Source organism: Kiritimatiellia bacterium, from assembly GCA_018001225.1.
Classification (GTDB): Bacteria; Verrucomicrobiota; Kiritimatiellia; order CAIQIC01; family JAGNIJ01; genus JAGNIJ01.
The window spans coordinates 1-16,140 of sequence record JAGNIJ010000020.1; the positions used below are offsets into that span (position 1 = coordinate 1).

General features: G+C 69.6%; 15 protein-coding genes. 14 read left to right on the forward strand and 1 reads right to left on the reverse strand.

Annotated features, from left to right (window positions below):
• From KA248_08135 to KA248_08150, 4 genes are all read left to right on the forward strand, one after another.
• A partial coding sequence (locus tag KA248_08135; protein MBP7829870.1) for an efflux RND transporter permease subunit occupies positions 1-405 on the forward strand: 405 nt, incomplete at its 5' end.
• 48 nt (positions 406-453) lie between these two features.
• The gene (locus KA248_08140) at positions 454-843 is read left to right on the forward strand and encodes an STAS domain-containing protein (protein ID MBP7829871.1); all 390 of its coding nucleotides are present in this window, start codon (positions 454-456) and stop codon (positions 841-843) included.
• A 63-nt stretch (positions 844-906) separates the two neighbouring features.
• A complete protein-coding gene (locus tag KA248_08145; protein ID MBP7829872.1) occupies positions 907-3,894 on the forward strand; it encodes a phosphoribosylformylglycinamidine synthase in 2,988 nt (995 codons plus the stop codon).
• On the forward strand, positions 3,884-4,666 hold the full coding sequence (locus tag KA248_08150; GenBank protein MBP7829873.1) for a phosphoribosylformylglycinamidine synthase subunit PurQ: 783 nt from the start codon (positions 3,884-3,886) through the stop codon (positions 4,664-4,666). Before KA248_08145 ends, KA248_08150 begins: the two co-directional genes overlap by 11 nt.
• A gap of 6 nt (positions 4,667-4,672) precedes the next feature.
• Here KA248_08150 and KA248_08155 read toward each other — a convergent pair whose 3' ends face one another.
• A complete protein-coding gene (locus KA248_08155; protein MBP7829874.1) occupies positions 4,673-5,833 on the reverse strand; it encodes a hypothetical protein in 1,161 nt (386 codons plus the stop codon).
• A gap of 83 nt (positions 5,834-5,916) precedes the next feature.
• Here KA248_08155 and KA248_08160 point away from each other — a divergent pair, with 83 nt between their 5' ends.
• The 10 genes from KA248_08160 to KA248_08205 all read left to right on the forward strand — a co-directional run bounded on the left by KA248_08160 (position 5,917) and on the right by KA248_08205 (position 16,116).
• Entirely contained in the window at positions 5,917-7,389 is a 1,473-nt protein-coding gene (locus KA248_08160; GenBank protein ID MBP7829875.1) for a S8 family serine peptidase, read from the forward strand.
• 87 nt (positions 7,390-7,476) lie between these two features.
• Positions 7,477-8,124, forward strand: a complete 648-nt coding sequence (locus tag KA248_08165; protein ID MBP7829876.1) for a hypothetical protein — start codon at positions 7,477-7,479, stop codon at positions 8,122-8,124.
• A gap of 42 nt (positions 8,125-8,166) precedes the next feature.
• Positions 8,167-9,087 (forward strand): hypothetical protein, encoded by a 921-nt coding sequence (locus KA248_08170; protein ID MBP7829877.1) that lies wholly within the window; start codon positions 8,167-8,169, stop codon positions 9,085-9,087.
• A 51-nt stretch (positions 9,088-9,138) separates the two neighbouring features.
• Positions 9,139-9,867, forward strand: a complete 729-nt coding sequence (gene rsmI, locus KA248_08175; protein ID MBP7829878.1) for a 16S rRNA (cytidine(1402)-2'-O)-methyltransferase — start codon at positions 9,139-9,141, stop codon at positions 9,865-9,867.
• A gap of 34 nt (positions 9,868-9,901) precedes the next feature.
• Complete coding sequence (locus KA248_08180) at positions 9,902-10,813, forward strand: ParB/RepB/Spo0J family partition protein (GenBank protein ID MBP7829879.1); 912 nt, start codon at positions 9,902-9,904, stop codon at positions 10,811-10,813.
• An 11-nt stretch (positions 10,814-10,824) separates the two neighbouring features.
• Positions 10,825-11,994 carry a M48 family metalloprotease gene (locus tag KA248_08185; GenBank protein MBP7829880.1) on the forward strand — a complete coding sequence of 390 codons (1,170 nt, stop codon included), beginning with the start codon at positions 10,825-10,827 and terminating at the stop codon, positions 11,992-11,994.
• Between the two features lie 267 nt (positions 11,995-12,261).
• Complete coding sequence (locus KA248_08190; protein ID MBP7829881.1) at positions 12,262-13,437, forward strand: ABC transporter ATP-binding protein; 1,176 nt, start codon at positions 12,262-12,264, stop codon at positions 13,435-13,437.
• Positions 13,434-14,312 (forward strand): ABC transporter permease, encoded by an 879-nt coding sequence (locus tag KA248_08195; protein MBP7829882.1) that lies wholly within the window; start codon positions 13,434-13,436, stop codon positions 14,310-14,312. The genes KA248_08190 and KA248_08195 overlap by 4 nt, the downstream gene beginning before the upstream one ends.
• Positions 14,309-15,085, forward strand: a complete 777-nt coding sequence (locus KA248_08200; protein MBP7829883.1) for an ABC transporter permease — start codon at positions 14,309-14,311, stop codon at positions 15,083-15,085. Before KA248_08195 ends, KA248_08200 begins: the two co-directional genes overlap by 4 nt.
• The gene (locus KA248_08205; GenBank protein ID MBP7829884.1) at positions 15,082-16,116 is read left to right on the forward strand and encodes a spermidine/putrescine ABC transporter substrate-binding protein; all 1,035 of its coding nucleotides are present in this window, start codon (positions 15,082-15,084) and stop codon (positions 16,114-16,116) included. The genes KA248_08200 and KA248_08205 overlap by 4 nt, the downstream gene beginning before the upstream one ends.
• Positions 16,117-16,140: the final 24 nt, after the last annotated feature.

A 16,140-nucleotide genomic window follows, 5' to 3' on the forward strand; every position in this document is an offset into this window, starting at 1 on the left:
CTGTCCATCCTCGGCCTGCTGGGCGGCGTTATGCTGATCGGCGTCGTGGTGAACAACGCGATCCTGATGATGGACGAGGTCAACGTCCTGCGCCGCGAACAGGGCCTGCACAAGCGGGAGGCCATGCTCAAGGCCGCGGTCGACAAGTTCCGGCCGATCTGCATGACCTCGATCGCCGCCGTGCTGGGCATGCTGCCCATGGCGCTGGGATCCGGCCTGGGCAGCGAGATTCGCGCGAGCATCGGCATCGGTTCGGTCGGCGGCATGGTGGTGTCCAGCCTGCTTTCGCTCTACTTCATTCCCCTGCTCTACATCCTGGTGGGCCAGACCGACCGCCGCCAGGACCGGCACCGCGCAAAGATGGAAGAGGAAGCCGCGCCCCCGCCGCCCGTACAAGCGGGTTGATGCCGCCGGCCCGGGGGCGTAGGATGGCGCGGTAAACGAGGGACGATTATGCCGCTGAAAACCATCGTCGAGAAACGCCGCCAGGGCGGATACCTGGTGCGGCTCGAGGGCCGCCTGGATTCCGCGACCGCGCCGGCCTGCGAGAAGAAGCTCATGCCGCTGCTCCAGGAAAACGTCCGCACGATCGTCCTGGACGCCGCCGGGCTGGAATACATCAGCAGCATGGGCCTGCGGATCGTGCTGGAGATCCGGAAGCAACTGGCGGCGCGCAAGGGGCACCTGGTGCTGGCGCATCTCCAGCCGGCCGTCGCCCAGGTCTTCGAGGTCGCCGACATCCTGCCGCGCACGGGGATTTTCGATTCCGTCGAGAGCGCGGATATCTTCCTCGACGCCATCCAGCGCCGGGAGCAGGTCAAGGGCTCCGACGAATCCGACTGACCGACCCCGGCGCCGTCCGCGGGCTTGCCTATCCCCCGCCGCGCGGGTACAAGGCGAGGGGTCATGGCGATCCGACTCGAGGTTTCCCTGAATCCGCGCATCCCGGATGCCCGCGGCCGTGATGCCGCCGCCCGGGCGCGACGATTCCTGCGCGCGCCTGTTTCGTCCTGCCGGACCCGCGACGTCTACCTCGTGGACATGCCCCTCTCGCCGGCCGGGATCGGCCGCGTCCGCCGGGCCTTCGCCGATCCCGTCACCGCCCGCGCCGCCGCCGGCCGCCTCCCCCCTCCGCGGTTCGACTGGCTGATCGAGGTCGGGTTCCGGCCCGGCGTGACCGACAACCTCGGACACACGGCCCGCGAGGCGATCGCCGACGTCCTCGACCGCGAGCCCGGGCCGCGCGAAGGCGTCTACACCGCCACCCAGTACTTCCTGCGCGGACCGAAGCTCGCGCGCGGCGACGCCGAGCGGATCGGCCGCGACCTGCTGGCGAACGAGCTGATCCAGACCTGCCGCGTTTTCTCGCCCGCCGAATGGGCCGCCTCGAGCCCCGACACCGAGCCCCCCGTCGTCCGCGAGACCGTCGAGCCGCAGGCCCGCCCGGTCGACCTCGGCGGCCCGGACGACGAGTTGCTCCGCATCAGCCGGGACGGCGTCCTGTCCCTCGATCTCGGCGAGATGCAGGCGATCCGCGACTACTTCGCCCGGCCCGACGTCCGGTCTGCGCGGGACGCCCTAGGCCTGCCCGCCGCGCCAACGGACGTCGAGGTGGAATGCCTTGCCCAGACCTGGTCCGAACACTGCAAACACAAGATCTTCTCCGCGCGCATTCGCTACACGGATGAAACCGGGCGCGAAGAATGGATAGATTCCTTGTTCAAAACTTACATTCGGGGCGCGACGGAACGGATCGCGCGGGAGCGGAGCTGGCTGGTCTCGGTCTTCACGGACAACGCGGGGATCATCCGGTTCAACGAGCGGTTCCACCTCGCGGTCAAGGTCGAGACGCACAACACGCCGTCGGCGCTGGACCCGTACGGCGGCGCGATCACGGGTATCGTCGGCGTCAACCGTGACCCGATGGGCACCGGCATGGGCTGCGAACTGCTCTGCAACACATGGGGCTACTGCTTCGCCTCGCCCTTCCACGCCGGCCCCGTGCCGGAGGGGCTCATGCCCCCGCGCCGCATTCGCGACGGGGTGCACCAGGGTGTGATCGACGGCGGCAACCAGAGCGGCGTGCCCTGGATGCGCGGCTTCGAACGGTTCGACGAACGGTTCCTCGGCAAGCCGCTCGTCTTCTGCGGGACGGTCGGCCGCATCCCGTGCGCGCTGCAGGGGCGCCCTTCGGAGCGTAAAGAAGTCGCTCCCGGCGATCTGATCGTCATGTGCGGCGGGCGCATCGGCAAGGACGGCATCCACGGCGCGACGTTCTCGTCCGAGGAACTGCGCAAGGAGTCGCCCGCGCAGGCCGTGCAGATCGGCGACCCGATCACGCAGCGGCGGATGTACGAGTTCCTCGTCGAGGCCCGCGACGCGGGGCTGTACCGCGCGATCACCGACAACGGCGCGGGCGGCTTGAGCTCGTCCGTCGGCGAGATGAGCCGGTTGAGCGGCGGCGCGGACCTGGACCTCGCGCTCGCGCCGCTGAAGTACGAGGGCTTGCAACCCTGGGAAATCCTGCTCTCCGAGGCGCAGGAGCGCATGACCCTCGCGGTCCCGCCGGAACACCTCGACGCCCTGCGGGCCCTGGCGAAGCGGCGCGACGTGGAAATCACCGCGCTGGGCCGATTCACCGACGGCGGCGCGCTTGTAGTCCGCCACGGGGAGAAGGTGGTCGGCCGGATCGGCCTCGATTTCCTGCACGACGGCGGCCCGCGGATGACGCTCGAGGCCCGATGGACGCCGCCCACGTTCCCGGGCCCCGCGCGCCCGCGGGCCGGAGCGCGGACCGGCGTCCTGCTGGACCTCCTGCGCTCGCTGAACGTGTGCTCGAAGGAGTTCAAGTCGCGCCGGTACGACGCCGAGGTCAAGGGCTTGAGCGTGGTCAAGCCGTTCGTCGGCGCGCGCGCGGATATGCCGGCCGACGCGACGGTCATGCGCGTCGAGCACGGCCGCGACGAGGGCATCGTCCTCGCCGACGGCATCAATCCCTTCTTCTCCGACCTCGACGCCTACGCCATGGCCGCCTCGGTCGTGGACGAAGCGGTCCGGCGGATCATCAGCGCGGGCGGCTCGCTCGACCGGATCGCGGGCCTGGACAACTTCTGCTGGCCCGACCCCGTGCTCTCCGAAAAAACGCCCGACGGCCCGTACAAGCTCGCCCAGCTCGTCCGCGCGAACCGCGCGCTGTACGACGTGACCACGGCGTACGGCGTGCCCTGCATCTCGGGCAAGGACAGCATGAAAAACGATTCCGTGCGCGGCGGGAAAAAGATCTCGATCCCGCCGACGCTGCTCTTTTCCACGATCGGCGTCCTCGACGACGTGCGCCGCGCCGTGACGCCGGACTTCAAGCAGGCCGGCGACTTCATCTACGCGATCGGCCTGACGCGGGACGAGCTGGGCGCGTCGGAATACCATCGTTGGCTCGCCGCGCGGCAAGGCCGGGCCGGCGCGTGCGGCGGGACGCCGCCGGCGCTGGACGCGGACCTTGCCGGGCGGCTTTACCGGGCGATGGGCGAGGCGACCCGGGCGGGGCGGCTGCGCTCTTCGCATACGCCAACCCTCGGGGGGCTGGCCGTCGCGCTGGCGCTGGCCGCGATGGGCGGGGACCTCGGCGCGGACGCCGACCTCGCGGCCGCGCCCGGGGCGCGGGAGCTGGACGACGACGCGCTGCTCTTCTCGGAATCGAACAGCCGGTTCGTGGTCACCTGCGCGCCGGACCGGGCGGCGGAGCTGGAATCGCGGTTCGCGGGGCTGCCGTGCGCGCGGATCGGGACGGTGATCGCGGAGCCGCGGGTGCAACTGCGCATCGGCGGCCGGCGCAAGGCGGATGTATCCGTCGAGAAGATTCGAGGCGCTTTCAAGGAAACGCTGGATGGCTTCTGACCCCTCCATTCTCATCCTGACGGGGCACGGGCTCAACTGCGAGGCCGAGTCGGCCTATGCCTGGGAGCGGGCCGGCGCTCGGGTGACGCTCGCCCATTTCAACGACGTTCTCGCCGAGCCCCGCCGCCTGCACGACCACGCGGGGCTGATGTTCATCGGCGGGTTTTCCTACGGCGACCACATGGGCTCCGGCCACGTGATGGCGCTGCGCGCGCGGCACCGGCTGCGCGAGGACCTGGAAAAATTCGCCGGCGCGGGCAAGCTGGTGCTCGGCGTCTGCAACGGCTTCCAGATCCTCGTGAAGCTCGGGCTGCTGCCGGGGCTGGACGATGACACTTTCACGCCGCGCGCGGCGCTGCTGCCGAACGAAGGCGGCGCGTTCCAGAACTTCTGGGTGCGGGTGCGGTTCGAGCCGGCCTCGCCCTGCGTGTTCACGCGCGGGCTGGAGTTCATGGATCTGCCGATCCGGCACGGCGAGGGAAAGTTCTTCGCGCCGCCGGACGCCCTGAAACGGATCGAGGCCCAACGCTTGGCCGCCTGCCGGTACGTGGACCCGGCGACCGGCGAACCGGCCGCGAGCTTCCCGCACAATCCCAACGGCTCGCTGAACGCCATCGCGGGGCTCTGCGATCCCACCGGCCGGGTGTTCGGACTCATGCCGCACCCGGAGGCCAACCTCTACCGCGAGAATCATCCCGCGTGGACTCGAGGCGTCTCCGGGGGTGATGGCTTGAAGCTGTTCCGAAACGCCGTGGACTTCCTGCGCGGCTGATCCGCGCTATTTCGACCCGGTCGCGGGTTGCTGCCACGGGGTCGAGGCGGTGGGCAGCGTCGAGCCCCACGGGCGCAGCATGTCGGCCGGCTTCCCGGCCTGGAATCCCGGCGTGGCATAGGACGGCATGGGCGACCCGCCAAACGAAGGGGGGGCAATCGGGGTCGCGCCGAACAGGCTCCCCGCCTTGCCGAGGCTCGAGGCGGGGGTTATGCCGGGCAGCGCGGAGCCCGACGGCGCGGCGGCCCGGGGCTGGGCCCCGCCCCACTCGTAGACGGAGGCCGCTGGCTTTGCCATGGCGGCCTCGCCCGGCACGAGAAGCGATCCCGGCGCGGGCGGCTCCGCGCGCGAGGACTGGCTGCGCACCGCGACCCGCTCCCGCTCGACGGCCGGGGCAAACAAGGCTTCGGTTCTCGGCATGAGCGAGCGTTCCGACCGGTCTCTCCCCTTCCAAGCGTCGGCCGGGTCTCGCTCGGAGACCTCCAGGTCGCGGTCTTCGGGATTTTCCAGGGCGCTGACCCGCGTGCGCAGCAGGCCCCCGTCGTCTTCCCGCAACGCGCGCGGATCCGCCCGGCCGTCGACCCGGGCCAGTTCCTGCGCGTCGCGCACGCCCACCTCCTCGTACACGCTCGCCGCGAGGCGGCGGTCCTCCGGCGGGTCCATCATCATGCCCGTGGCTCCGGGAACCCGCCCGCCGTCCCGGAAATCGTCGTCCTGCGCGGCGGCCTCGTCCGGGGCGGCCTCCTCGTCGCCGGTCTTGCGCCGCTCGCTGACGTCGTCGGCCAGCCAGCCCCATCCGGACTCCCGGCGCTCCTCCTCCAGGGCCTTGTCGCTTTCCGTCTTCACGTTCAGGGCCGACGGGAGCAGCCAGTTCTGGTCACGCTTGGCGCGCCTGGAAGACGACGGCGCCGGGGGCGGCAGGGTCAGGAGCATCTCGGTCGTGACGAAAAGCCCGGGCATGAACGCGGAGTCCGAGCCCAGGCTCTCGGGGGCCGTTACCCGCGGCTCTTCCGGGACCACCGGCGTGGCCGAGACGGTGACGTCGTGCATCTGCACCCGGTCCGAGTACTCGCGCCCGGCCGGCTTCCGGCGCGGCGCCGCCTCCTCTTCGGCCGCGACCGCCGCGACCGACAGCAGCGCCAGCACTGTGGTCACCACCTTCTTCACAAGATCATTGTAGGCGGCTCCCCCGGCGGCGTCAATGGAGCGCGCCGCTTGAAGCCCCGCCTCTTTCTGTTACGTTGGTTCATATGACACCGCGAACCCTCCGATTGCTCATCGCGCTGGGCGGGCTGGCGCCGGGCGCCGCCGTTGCGGCGGAGTTCCGGCTGCTGGGGGAGCAGCTCTGGTTCCAGGCCGAAAACCTGCCGCTGGCCGAGGCGCTCCAGCCGTTCGCGCAAGCCGGCGTGCGGGTCCGGATGGACCCGGCCGTCACGACCCGCGTCACGGCGGATGTCCGCGGCGAAAACGCGCAGGCCGCGCTCGCGCGGATGCTGGAGCCGCTCGGTTATGTCCTGACCTGGGACGTCGTCCAGGGCCCGCTCGGGCCCTGGCCCCGGCTCGCGGAAATCCAGGTGTTCCAGCCGGGCCGGCGCGAACAGGCGCAGCTTCTGCCGGGCCAGTCGGACAACCTGGACGTCGCGCGGGACGCGGACGGGAACCTGCTGGTGCGGGACGAAATCCTGCTGGCCTTCCAGCCGGGCAGCCGGCGCGAGGAGGTCGAGCGCCTGCTGGCGCCGTACGGCGGCGTTCTGCTCGGCGGCATCTCCGAACTCGGGATTTACCGCGTCCGGTTCCCGCCCGGCTCCAACATTACCTCCCTGGTGGAGCACCTGGGCCGCCACCCGCTCGTCAAGGCCGCGGAACCTCACCATGCCGTCGCCCTTCCCCCGCCGGCGGTCTCCGCTTCCGCGGCCGGCGCCGCCGCTGCGCCGGCCGCAAGGGGTTCGGTCCCGGTGGACGCGGCGCCCGTCGCGATCCTGGACACGGGGCTCCTGAAGGAGTCCGGGCTGTCCGCGCTGGTCGCCGGGCGCTACGACGCGCTGAACCCGGACCGGGCGGTGGACGACCGGCAGGGGCACGGCACGCAGATGGCCCTGATCGCCTCCGGCGCCGTCCTCCCGGCCGGCGCGGCGGAATCCGCGGACGGCGTTCCCGTTCTCGCGATCCGGGCCTTCGACGACCACGGTTACGCCTCCGCCTTCTCCCTGATGAACAGCATGGTCTATGCCGCGACGAACGGCGCCCGCGTGCTGAACATGAGTTGGGGCACGCCGGTCGACAGCCGGTTCCTGGCCTCGGCCATCGCGTGGGCCCAGTCCCGGGAGATCGTGGTGGTGGCCTCGGCCGGCAACGAGCCGACCGGAAAGCCCGTCTACCCGGCCGCCCTTCCCGGCGTGGTGGCGGTCTCGGCCCTGGACGCGTCGGGCGAGCCTTGGGACATGTCCAACTTCGGCCGCTTCGTGTCCGTCTCCGCGCCGGGCACGGCCAGCCTGCCCGTCGGGTATCGCGGCCCGCCGGGCGGCTACGCGGGGACCTCCATCGCCAGCGTCTATGTCGCGCGGAGCCTGGCCCTGTACCGGGCGCGGCATCCCGGGGCGACGGCCCGGCAGACGGTCGCGGCCCTCCGGCAGGCGGTGGCGCCCGGCGCCGGGGGCGCACAGGATCCGCGGCTGGGGTATGGGCGGCTCGACGCGGCGGCGCTGGGCCGGCTGCTTCCCTGACGGCGCGGCGGCCGAAAAAACTGTTGTTTGCCCGCGAAAAAGGAATACAGTGAGCCCGTCGATATCCACCGAAAGGAAAGGCAGCACATGAAAAAGTTGGGTACCTTCCTGGCGATCGCGGCCCTGGCCTGCGGTACGGCTCAAGCCGCCCAAGGGGACGCGGAAACCTGGGCAAACGAGGTCGAGGGCGGGCTGGTGATCCAGTTCCCGGGCACCGGTGATTTCGATCTCTACGACATCGGCTTCGGCGCGGAAATCCAGTATCGAAACTGGGCCCTGGACCCCTTCGGCGTGGCGTTCTCGGTGGGCTACGTCCAGTGGGAGGCGAACGAGGATTGCTACAAGCTGGGCCGCATCCACACGGACTTCGACGGCTCGGTCACGACGATTCCCCTCGGCGTCTCGGGGCTGCTCTATCTGTACGGGTCGCAGAATTTCAGCCTCATCCTCGAGGCCGGCCTGCGCTACCTCGTCACGGACAGCGACATCACCTTCAACCGCATCGTGGAAACGGAGGAGGGGAAGGTGCCGTCCAGCCTCGAGGTGGATGACAGCGTGATCGGCCTGCTGGCCCTCGAGGCGGACTACTACATCAGCAAGCAGGCCCTGATCTTCGGGGGCGTGGGCTACCAGCAGGACATCGAGCGCGGCGCGATCGACACGCCGACGGGGCCCCTCCGCGACAACGAGTTCACGAGCCTCTTCATCCGCCTCGGCGGCAAGATCGTGTTTTAGTCCCGGCCCGGGTCGGAGTCCGGCCGCCGCGCGGGAAGTCCCATGAAGACGCGGGTTCTTTTGCTCTTCCTGTGGGCCGGCGCCGCGTTCGCGCAGCCCCCCCCGACCAATCACACGCTGGCCGACCACGTGCACGAGAGCCTTAGCGGCAACGTCGCTCGATTAAGCCGGTGGGTCGACTCCTTCTTCGGGAACTTCCCCGTGGAGGAAGAGCGGCTGGGTAACCGGGTGCGGCTGATCCCGATGGTCGAGTTCCGCGAGGGCGACACCCCGGACTTGAAGCTTCGCGTGCATGCCAAGCTCCGGCTTCCCCGATTCAGCCGGCGGTTGGGGCTGGTGCTGTCGGCGTTCCGCGACGAGGACGCCGCCCAGTACGGCGTGCCCGGGCAGTTCGCCGCCGACGAGGACGTGCAGCAGGCCGCCCTGCGGTACGTGATCGAGGAGGAAAAGCGGGCGCGCTTGAGCGCGGACCTGGGCTTGCGCTTCGATCCCGAGGTGGATCCCTACCTGCGGCTGCGCTGGCGCTACCAGCTCACCGACGATCCCGTCGCCAGCCGTGTGGTCCAGTATCTCTACTGGAGCCCGCGGCGCGGGTGGGGCGAGACGTCCCGCTTCGAGATGGAATCCAAGATCGCGCCGAAGACCTTTGCGCGGTCCACAACCGCCGCCACGTGGTCGGAACGGAGCCGCGGGGTGGACTGGGCGCAAACCTTCTCGACCTGGCACTATTTCTCCCTCCGCCGCGCCGCGGGGCTGGAGTGGCTGACCGAGGGCTTCACGGATCCCCGGGCCTCGCTGGAAAAAAGCCGGCTCTCGCTCAAGTACCGGCGGCGCGTGTCGCGGGACTGGCTGTTCATCCAGGTCGGCCCGTTCGTGGAGCTGCCGCGCGACCAGGATTTCGACGTCACCCCCGGCTTGACCTTCCAGGTGGAAACCGTGTTCGGCGACTCGCCCTTCTGGTGAGGCGGCCGTTTTGCTGTTGCCACGGCCCCGCGCCGCCCTACACTGGCCCGCATGGAGCCCGGCCTGTACATCGTCGGCACGCCGATCGGCCACCTGCAGGACATCACGCTGCGCGCGCTGGACGTCCTGCGGCAGGCGGAGGTCGTGGTCGCCGAGGATACGCGACACACGCGGATCCTGCTGGAACGCCACGAGATCCCCGCCCGCCTCTTCAGTTGCCACCGCTTCAACGAGGCCTCGCGGGCGCAGGCGATCCTCGACCGCGTCCGGGCGGGCGCGGTCGTGGCGCTCGTGACCGACTCCGGCATGCCGGGCGTCTCCGATCCCGGCAGCCGGGTCGTGGCCGCGTGCCGCGCCGCGGGCCTGCCGGTCACCTGCCTGCCCGGCCCGTCGGCCGTGACGGCCGCCGTGGCCTTGAGCGGCATGGGCGGCGCGGCCTTTTCCTTCGCGGGGTTCCTGCCGCGGAAGGAGGGCGCGCGCCGGCGGCGCCTCGAGGAACTGGCCGCGCGGGAGGAGCCGGTGGTCCTGTTCGAGTCGCCCTTCCGCCTCCTGCGCACCCTGGAGGAAATCGAGGCCGTCATGGGCCCGCGGCCGGTGTTCCTCGGCCGCGAGCTGACGAAGCAGTTCGAGGAAAGCCGGGTCGGCACCCCGTCGGACCTGCGGGCCGCCTTCGCCGGGCGCTCCGTGAAAGGCGAACTCGTCCTCGTGATCTCGCCCGCCGGGCGACGCGGCGAACCGGACGACGCGCGGCCCGACGGTCCGGCGGAAGGAAAGAGTTGATTTTTCAGGGCGGCGCGGACAGGCTATCCGCAACATGGCAGCCAAGCACATAGGCCTCGGGCGCGGCTTGAGCGCCCTCATCAAGGATACCCCGGCCGCGCCGGAACCGGCCGCCCCGGCGCCCGGCGAGGAGCGCGGCATCGTCAGGCTGCCGATCGACCAGGTTCATAAAAGCCCCTGGCAGCCGCGCCGCGAGATGAAGGCGGAGGCGATCGAGGATCTGGCCCACTCGATCCGCGAGCACGGCGTGCTGCAGCCGCTGCTGGTCCGGCGCGTCGAGGACCACTATGAGCTGATCGCCGGCGAGCGCCGCCTGCGCGCGGCGCAGGCCGCCGAACTGCGCGAGGTGCCGGCGCGGGTCATGGAGGTCTCCGACCGCGAGGCGCTGGAGCTGGCCCTGATCGAGAACCTGCAGCGCGAGGACCTGAACCTCATCGAGGAGGCCGAGGGCTACCGGACGCTCGTCGAGAAGTTCGAGATGACGCAGGAGCAGATCGCGCAGCGCGTCGGCAAGGCGCGCGCGACGGTGGCGAATGCCCTGCGGCTGCTGGACCTGCCGGACGCCGTGAAGCAGAAGGTCGCCGAGGGCGCGTTGTCCGGCGGCCACGCGAAGGTGCTGCTGGGGCTTGAGATCCCCCGCGAGCAGGAGCTGCTGGCCGCCCGCGCGCTCAAGGAGGGCCTGTCGGTCCGGGCCCTGGAGAAGCTGGTGGAACGGCTGCGCAAGATGCCGCGCAAGCCGCGCGCCGTGCGGTCCGACCTGCCCGAGAGCTATCTCCAGTCGCTGACGGACCGGCTGCACCAGCACCTCGGCACGTCGGTCCACGTCACCCCCTGCCGGACCCTGGCCAACGGACGCAAGGCCAAGGGCTGCATCGCGATCGAGTTCTACACGAACGAAGAGCTGGACCGCCTGCTGACGATCCTGGGCCTGGCCGAGAACCTGTAGGGGGCCCGGCGATGAGCGATACCCCAGCCCCGGCGCCGGCCCCGGACGACGATCTCCGGGCGCGCCGGTACGAGTCCCTGCACAACCGCCTCTTCCTGCTGCGCGCGGCGCTGACCCTCGGCCTGGTCTGGGCCTACCTCCTGACCGGCGCCTCGGCGGCGCTGGCGGCCGGCCTGCACGCGCGGTTCGGGGGCTGGTGGCCGCTCGTCAACGGGCTCTACACGCTGATCACCCTCTTCGGCTTCTCGGCCCTCATGTTTCCCTTGAGCTACTTCAGCGATTACGTGATCGAGCGTCGCTACGGCCTGTCGCACCAGTCGCCCGAGGGCTGGTTCCTGGACTATCTCAAAACACTGGGGTTGGAGTTGCTGCTCGGCGTGGTCTTCTTCAGCGTCCTGTACGCGCTGCTCCGGTGGCTGCCCGGCTCGTGGTGGGTCTGGGCGACGGTGTTCTACGTGTTCTTCGCCGTGGTGCTCTCGTCCCTGGCGCCGGTCCTGATCCTCCCGCTGTTTCACCGGATCGAGCCGCTCGACCAGCCCGAGCTGGTCGCCGCGGCGGAGGCCCAGGCGCGGCAGGCGGGGGTGCGGGTGCTCGGGGTGTTCCGCTGGGGGCTGGAGGAAAAGACCGAGACGGCCAACGCCGCGCTCGCCGGGCTCGGCCGTACGCGCCGCATCCTGCTGGGCGACACGCTGCTGAAGGGATACTCGCGGGACGAGATCCTGTCCATCCTGGCCCACGAGCTGGGCCATTACCGCCACCGGGACATCGCCCGGCTGATCGCGGCGGGAACGATCCTGGCCGCGCTGGGCTTCTTCGCCGCGCAGGCCGCCCTGAAGGGCCTGGTCGCGGGGTTCGGCTTCGCCGGGCCGGCGGACATCGCCTCCTTTCCCCTGATGATCGTCTGCCTCTTCCTCTTCTCGCTGATCGCCATGCCGTTCTCCAACGCCTACTCGCGCCGCCGGGAGCTCGCCGCGGACGCGTACGCCGTGCGCGCCACGGGGTCGGCCGGGCCGCTGGTCTCGGCGCTGAACAAGCTCGCGGCCCAGAACCTGGCCGTGCGCCGGCCGGCCGCCTGGCTGGAGTTTCTGCTCTACAGCCATCCCTCCATCGATCGCCGGATCGAGCAGGCGCAAGCGGCGGAAAAAGCGCCGGGAGAGACCGCCCGACACCCCGGCGCGTAAATCCGAAATTCGAAAAGCGGGAAACGGAACGCCCGGGTTCCGTTCTTTCTGAAATGCTCCGCCTTCGGATTTGTTTCGGATTTCGACATTCGGATTTCGAATTTTCTTGTTGTTGCGCTTGTATCCGCCCCGCGATCGCTCATAATGGGCGGCAACGGGTAAACGCGGACCCGGCTTCGTCCCGATGCGGCATCGGAACTGCGCCGGGGTAAAGCCCGGCTTCGTCCCGTCGTCGCGGGGCTGCGCCGGGGAGGCACGGATCGGGCGGTGGACGACTTTCTGGTTTTCGAAAACGTCTCGAAAAGTTTCGGCAAGGTCCGGGCGGTCGCGGACGTTTCGCTGACCATCCGGCGGGGCGAGTTTTTTTCCCTGCTCGGCCCGAGCGGCTGCGGCAAGACCACCCTCCTGCGGATCCTCGCGGGCTTCGAGGGCCCGGACAGCGGGCGCGTGCTGCTCAACGGCCGGGACGTCACCCAGCTCGCGCCGAACGAGCGCAAGGTCAACACCATCTTCCAGAGCTACGCCCTCTTCCCGCACCTGACCGTCGCCCAGAACATCGCGTTCGGCCCGCAGATCGCCGGCTGGCCCCGCGCGCAGATCCGGGAGGAGGTGGACAAGATGCTCCACCTCGTCCAGCTCGCGGACCAGGCGCACAAGCGGCCCGACCTGTTGAGCGGCGGGCAGAAGCAGCGCGTCGCCATCGCGCGCGCGCTGATCAACAAGCCCCAGGTGCTGCTGCTGGACGAGCCGCTCGCCGCGCTGGACCTGAAGCTGCGCCAGCGGATGCTGATCGAGCTGGACCTGATCCACGACGAGGTCGGCATCACGTTCGTGTACGTCACGCACGACCAGGGCGAGGCCATGAGCTTGAGCGACCGCATCGCGGTGATGGACAAGGGCCGCATCGAGCAGGTCGGCACGCCCGCGCAGATCTACGAGGCTCCGCGCAGCAGCTTCGTGGCCGCCTTCATCGGCGACACGAACTTCTTCGAGGGGCAGGTGGTGGAACTGCTCGGCGGCGACTACAGCCGGCTGACCGTGGAGGGGTTCCCGTCCGTCGAGTGCTTCAACGACAACAAGCTCAACGTCGGCGACCTGGTGTACTTGAGCATCCGGCCCGAGAAGTTCCGCATCTCGCGGGAGAAACCCGAGCCCGCGCCGCACGTCAACGCCGTCCAGGGCCGCGTGGCGGACGTGATCTACCTGGGCTCGCTGACCAAGTACTGGGTGCGCGCGCAGGACTACCGCATCGCGGTCTGGCGCCCGGCCAGCCGCTTCCTGCTGGACGAGAACCCGATCACGTGGAACGACGAGGTCTGGATCTCGTGGCACGGCGACGACAGCTTCATGCTGGAGCGCTACAGCGAGTCGGACGAGAAGCTGATGGAGTCGCCGCCGGACCAGGTGGGCGATCCCAGCGGCCGCGGGGCGGCGAAGCCATGAACCCGGCGCGCCGGGCCCGGTGGATCGAGTCGCTGGTAACCGCGCCGTCCATGGGCTGGCTGCTGGTCTTCTTCGTCGCGCCCACCGTGATCATCTTCGCCATCACCTTCAAGCCCGTGGACCTCTACGGGGGCATCGGGAAGGGCTGGACGCTGGCGACGCTGAAGAGCCTGTTCAACCCCAACTACCCGGCGATCGTGTGGCGAACGGTGTGGCTGTCCGCGGCGACCACGGCCGCGTGCCTGGTCCTCGCCGTGCCCTGCGGGTTCTACATCGCGCGGGCCTCCGCGCGATGGCGCCAGATGCTCCTGCTGCTGATCATCCTGCCGTTCTGGACGAGCTTCCTGGTGCGCGTGTTCGCCTGGAAGGTGCTGCTGCACCCGGAGGGGCCGCTCAAGCACGCGCTGGCGGCCATCGGGCTGATCGGGCCGGACACGCTGCTGCTGTACAACGAGAAGGCGATCCTGCTGGTGATGGTGTACACGTTCCTGCCGTTCGCCATCCTGCCGATCTACGCGGCGGCGGAGAAGTTCGACTTCCGGCTGCTCGAGGCGGCGCGCGACCTGGGGGCGCGGCCGCTGCGGGCGTTCTTCAGCGTCTTCGTGCCGGGCATCCGCCGCGGGCTGCTGACGGCGACGCTGGTGGTCTTCATCCCGGCGCTCGGGTCCTACGTGATCCCGGACATCGTGGGCGGCCCGACCACGGAGATGATCGGCAACAAGATCGCGCAGCGCACGTTCAGCGACCGCAACCTCCCGCACGCCAGCGGGCTCGCGGCCTTCCTGACCCTCGGCGTGCTCGCCCCGCTGCTGCTCGTCCTGGCCCTGCAGCGGAAGAAGGGCGAGGAAGCCCCGACGATGCAGGAGGTCTCGTGAAACGCAGCATGGTCCCGCTGCTGACGACGATCTTTGTGCTGGTGTTTTTCTACCTGCCGATCCTGGTGCTGGTGATCAACTCCTTCAACGCCTCGCGGTTCGGCGGCACGTGGGAGGGCTCGACGCTGGAGTGGTACCGGATGCTGTTCAAGGAGGCGAGCGTCTGGCGCGCCCTGCGCAACACGCTGGTCATCGCCGTCGGCGCGACCTTCGCGTCCGTCGCCCTGGGCACCACCGCCGCCTTCGCGCTGCACCGCTACCAGACGAAGCTGCAGCGGTTCCATTACACCCTGGTGTACACGCCGCTGGTCGTGCCGGAGATCCTGATGGGCATGAGCCTGCTGCTCTTCTTCGTCGCGGCGGGGCTCGAGCTGGGGCTGTTCACGATCTTCCTGGCCCACACGACGTTCTGCATCAGCTACGTGGCCATGGTCGTGCTCGCCCGGCTCCAGGACTTCGACTTCTCCATCATCGAGGCGGCGCAGGACCTCGGGGCGGGCTGGTGGACGACGACCTGGCGCGTGCTGCTGCCGCTGCTGGCCCCGGGCCTGGCCGCGGGCGGCCTGCTGGCCTTCACCCTCTCGATCGACGACTTCGTCATCACCTTCTTCGTCGCCGGGCCGGGCTCGACCACCCTGCCCGTGCGCATCTACAGCATGATCAAGCACAGCAAGAACATGCCCATGATCAACGCGCTGTCCGCGATCCTGCTGGTCGTCACTTTCGCGGCTGTATGGGGCAGCCAGCGGTTAACCAAGGAGAGCCACGCATGAAAGCACGCATCCTGTTCCTCGCCCTCGCGCTCGGGGCCGTCCTGCTGTCCGGCTGCGGGGAGAAGACGCCGGCCCTGCACTTCTATACCTGGGCCGACTACATCAAGCCGGAACTCGTCGCCCGCTTCGAGCAGGAGCACGGCTGCCGCGTCATCATCGACACCTTCGATTCCAACGAGGCGATGTACGCGAAGCTGAAGGCCGGGGCCACGGGGTACGACCTGCTCAACCCCAGCAGCTACATGGTCAAGCTGCTGAAGGACCAGGGCCTGCTCCAGGACCTCGACCGCGCGCTCCTGCCGAACCTGGCGAACATCGACGCGGAATACCTGCGCATCGCCATGGACCCGGAGATGAAGCACAGCGTGCCGTACATGCTCACCAACACGGGGCTCGGCTACCTGGCCAGCCGCGTGCCGGATTTCGAGCCGACCTGGGGCGTCTTCGACCGGACCGACCTGCGCGGCCGGATGACCATGCTCAACGACATGCGCGAGACGCTCGGCGGCGCCCTGAAGTTCCTCGGCTACAGCCTGAACTCGACCGACGAGTACGAGCTGGCCGCCGCCCGCGACGTGGTGATCCGCTGGAAGAAGAACCTGGCGAAGTTCGAGAACGAGCAGTACAAGACCGGCCTGGCCTCCGGCGAGTTCACCCTGGTCCACGGGTACAACGGCGACATCCTCCAGGTCATGGAGACCAACGAGGACATCGTCTTCGCCGTGCCGCGGGAGGGCACCTCCATCTCGTGCGACGACCTCGTGATCCCGCAGGCGGCGAAGGAGGTCGCGCTGGCCCACGCCTTCATCAACTTCCTGCACGAGCCCGAAGTGGCCGCCGAGAACACCGAGTTCATCGGCTATCTCTGCCCGAACAGCGCCGCCTACCCGCTGATGAGCGAGGAGATCCGCGAAGACCCGTCCATCTTCCTGGAGCCCGAGATCAAGGCGAAGAGCGAGGTCATCGGCGACGTCGGCGAGGCCCTGGCGCTGTACACGAAGATGTGGGACCAGGTCAAGGCGGCGGAATAAAGCGGCTCGTCGGAGCCTCGCCCT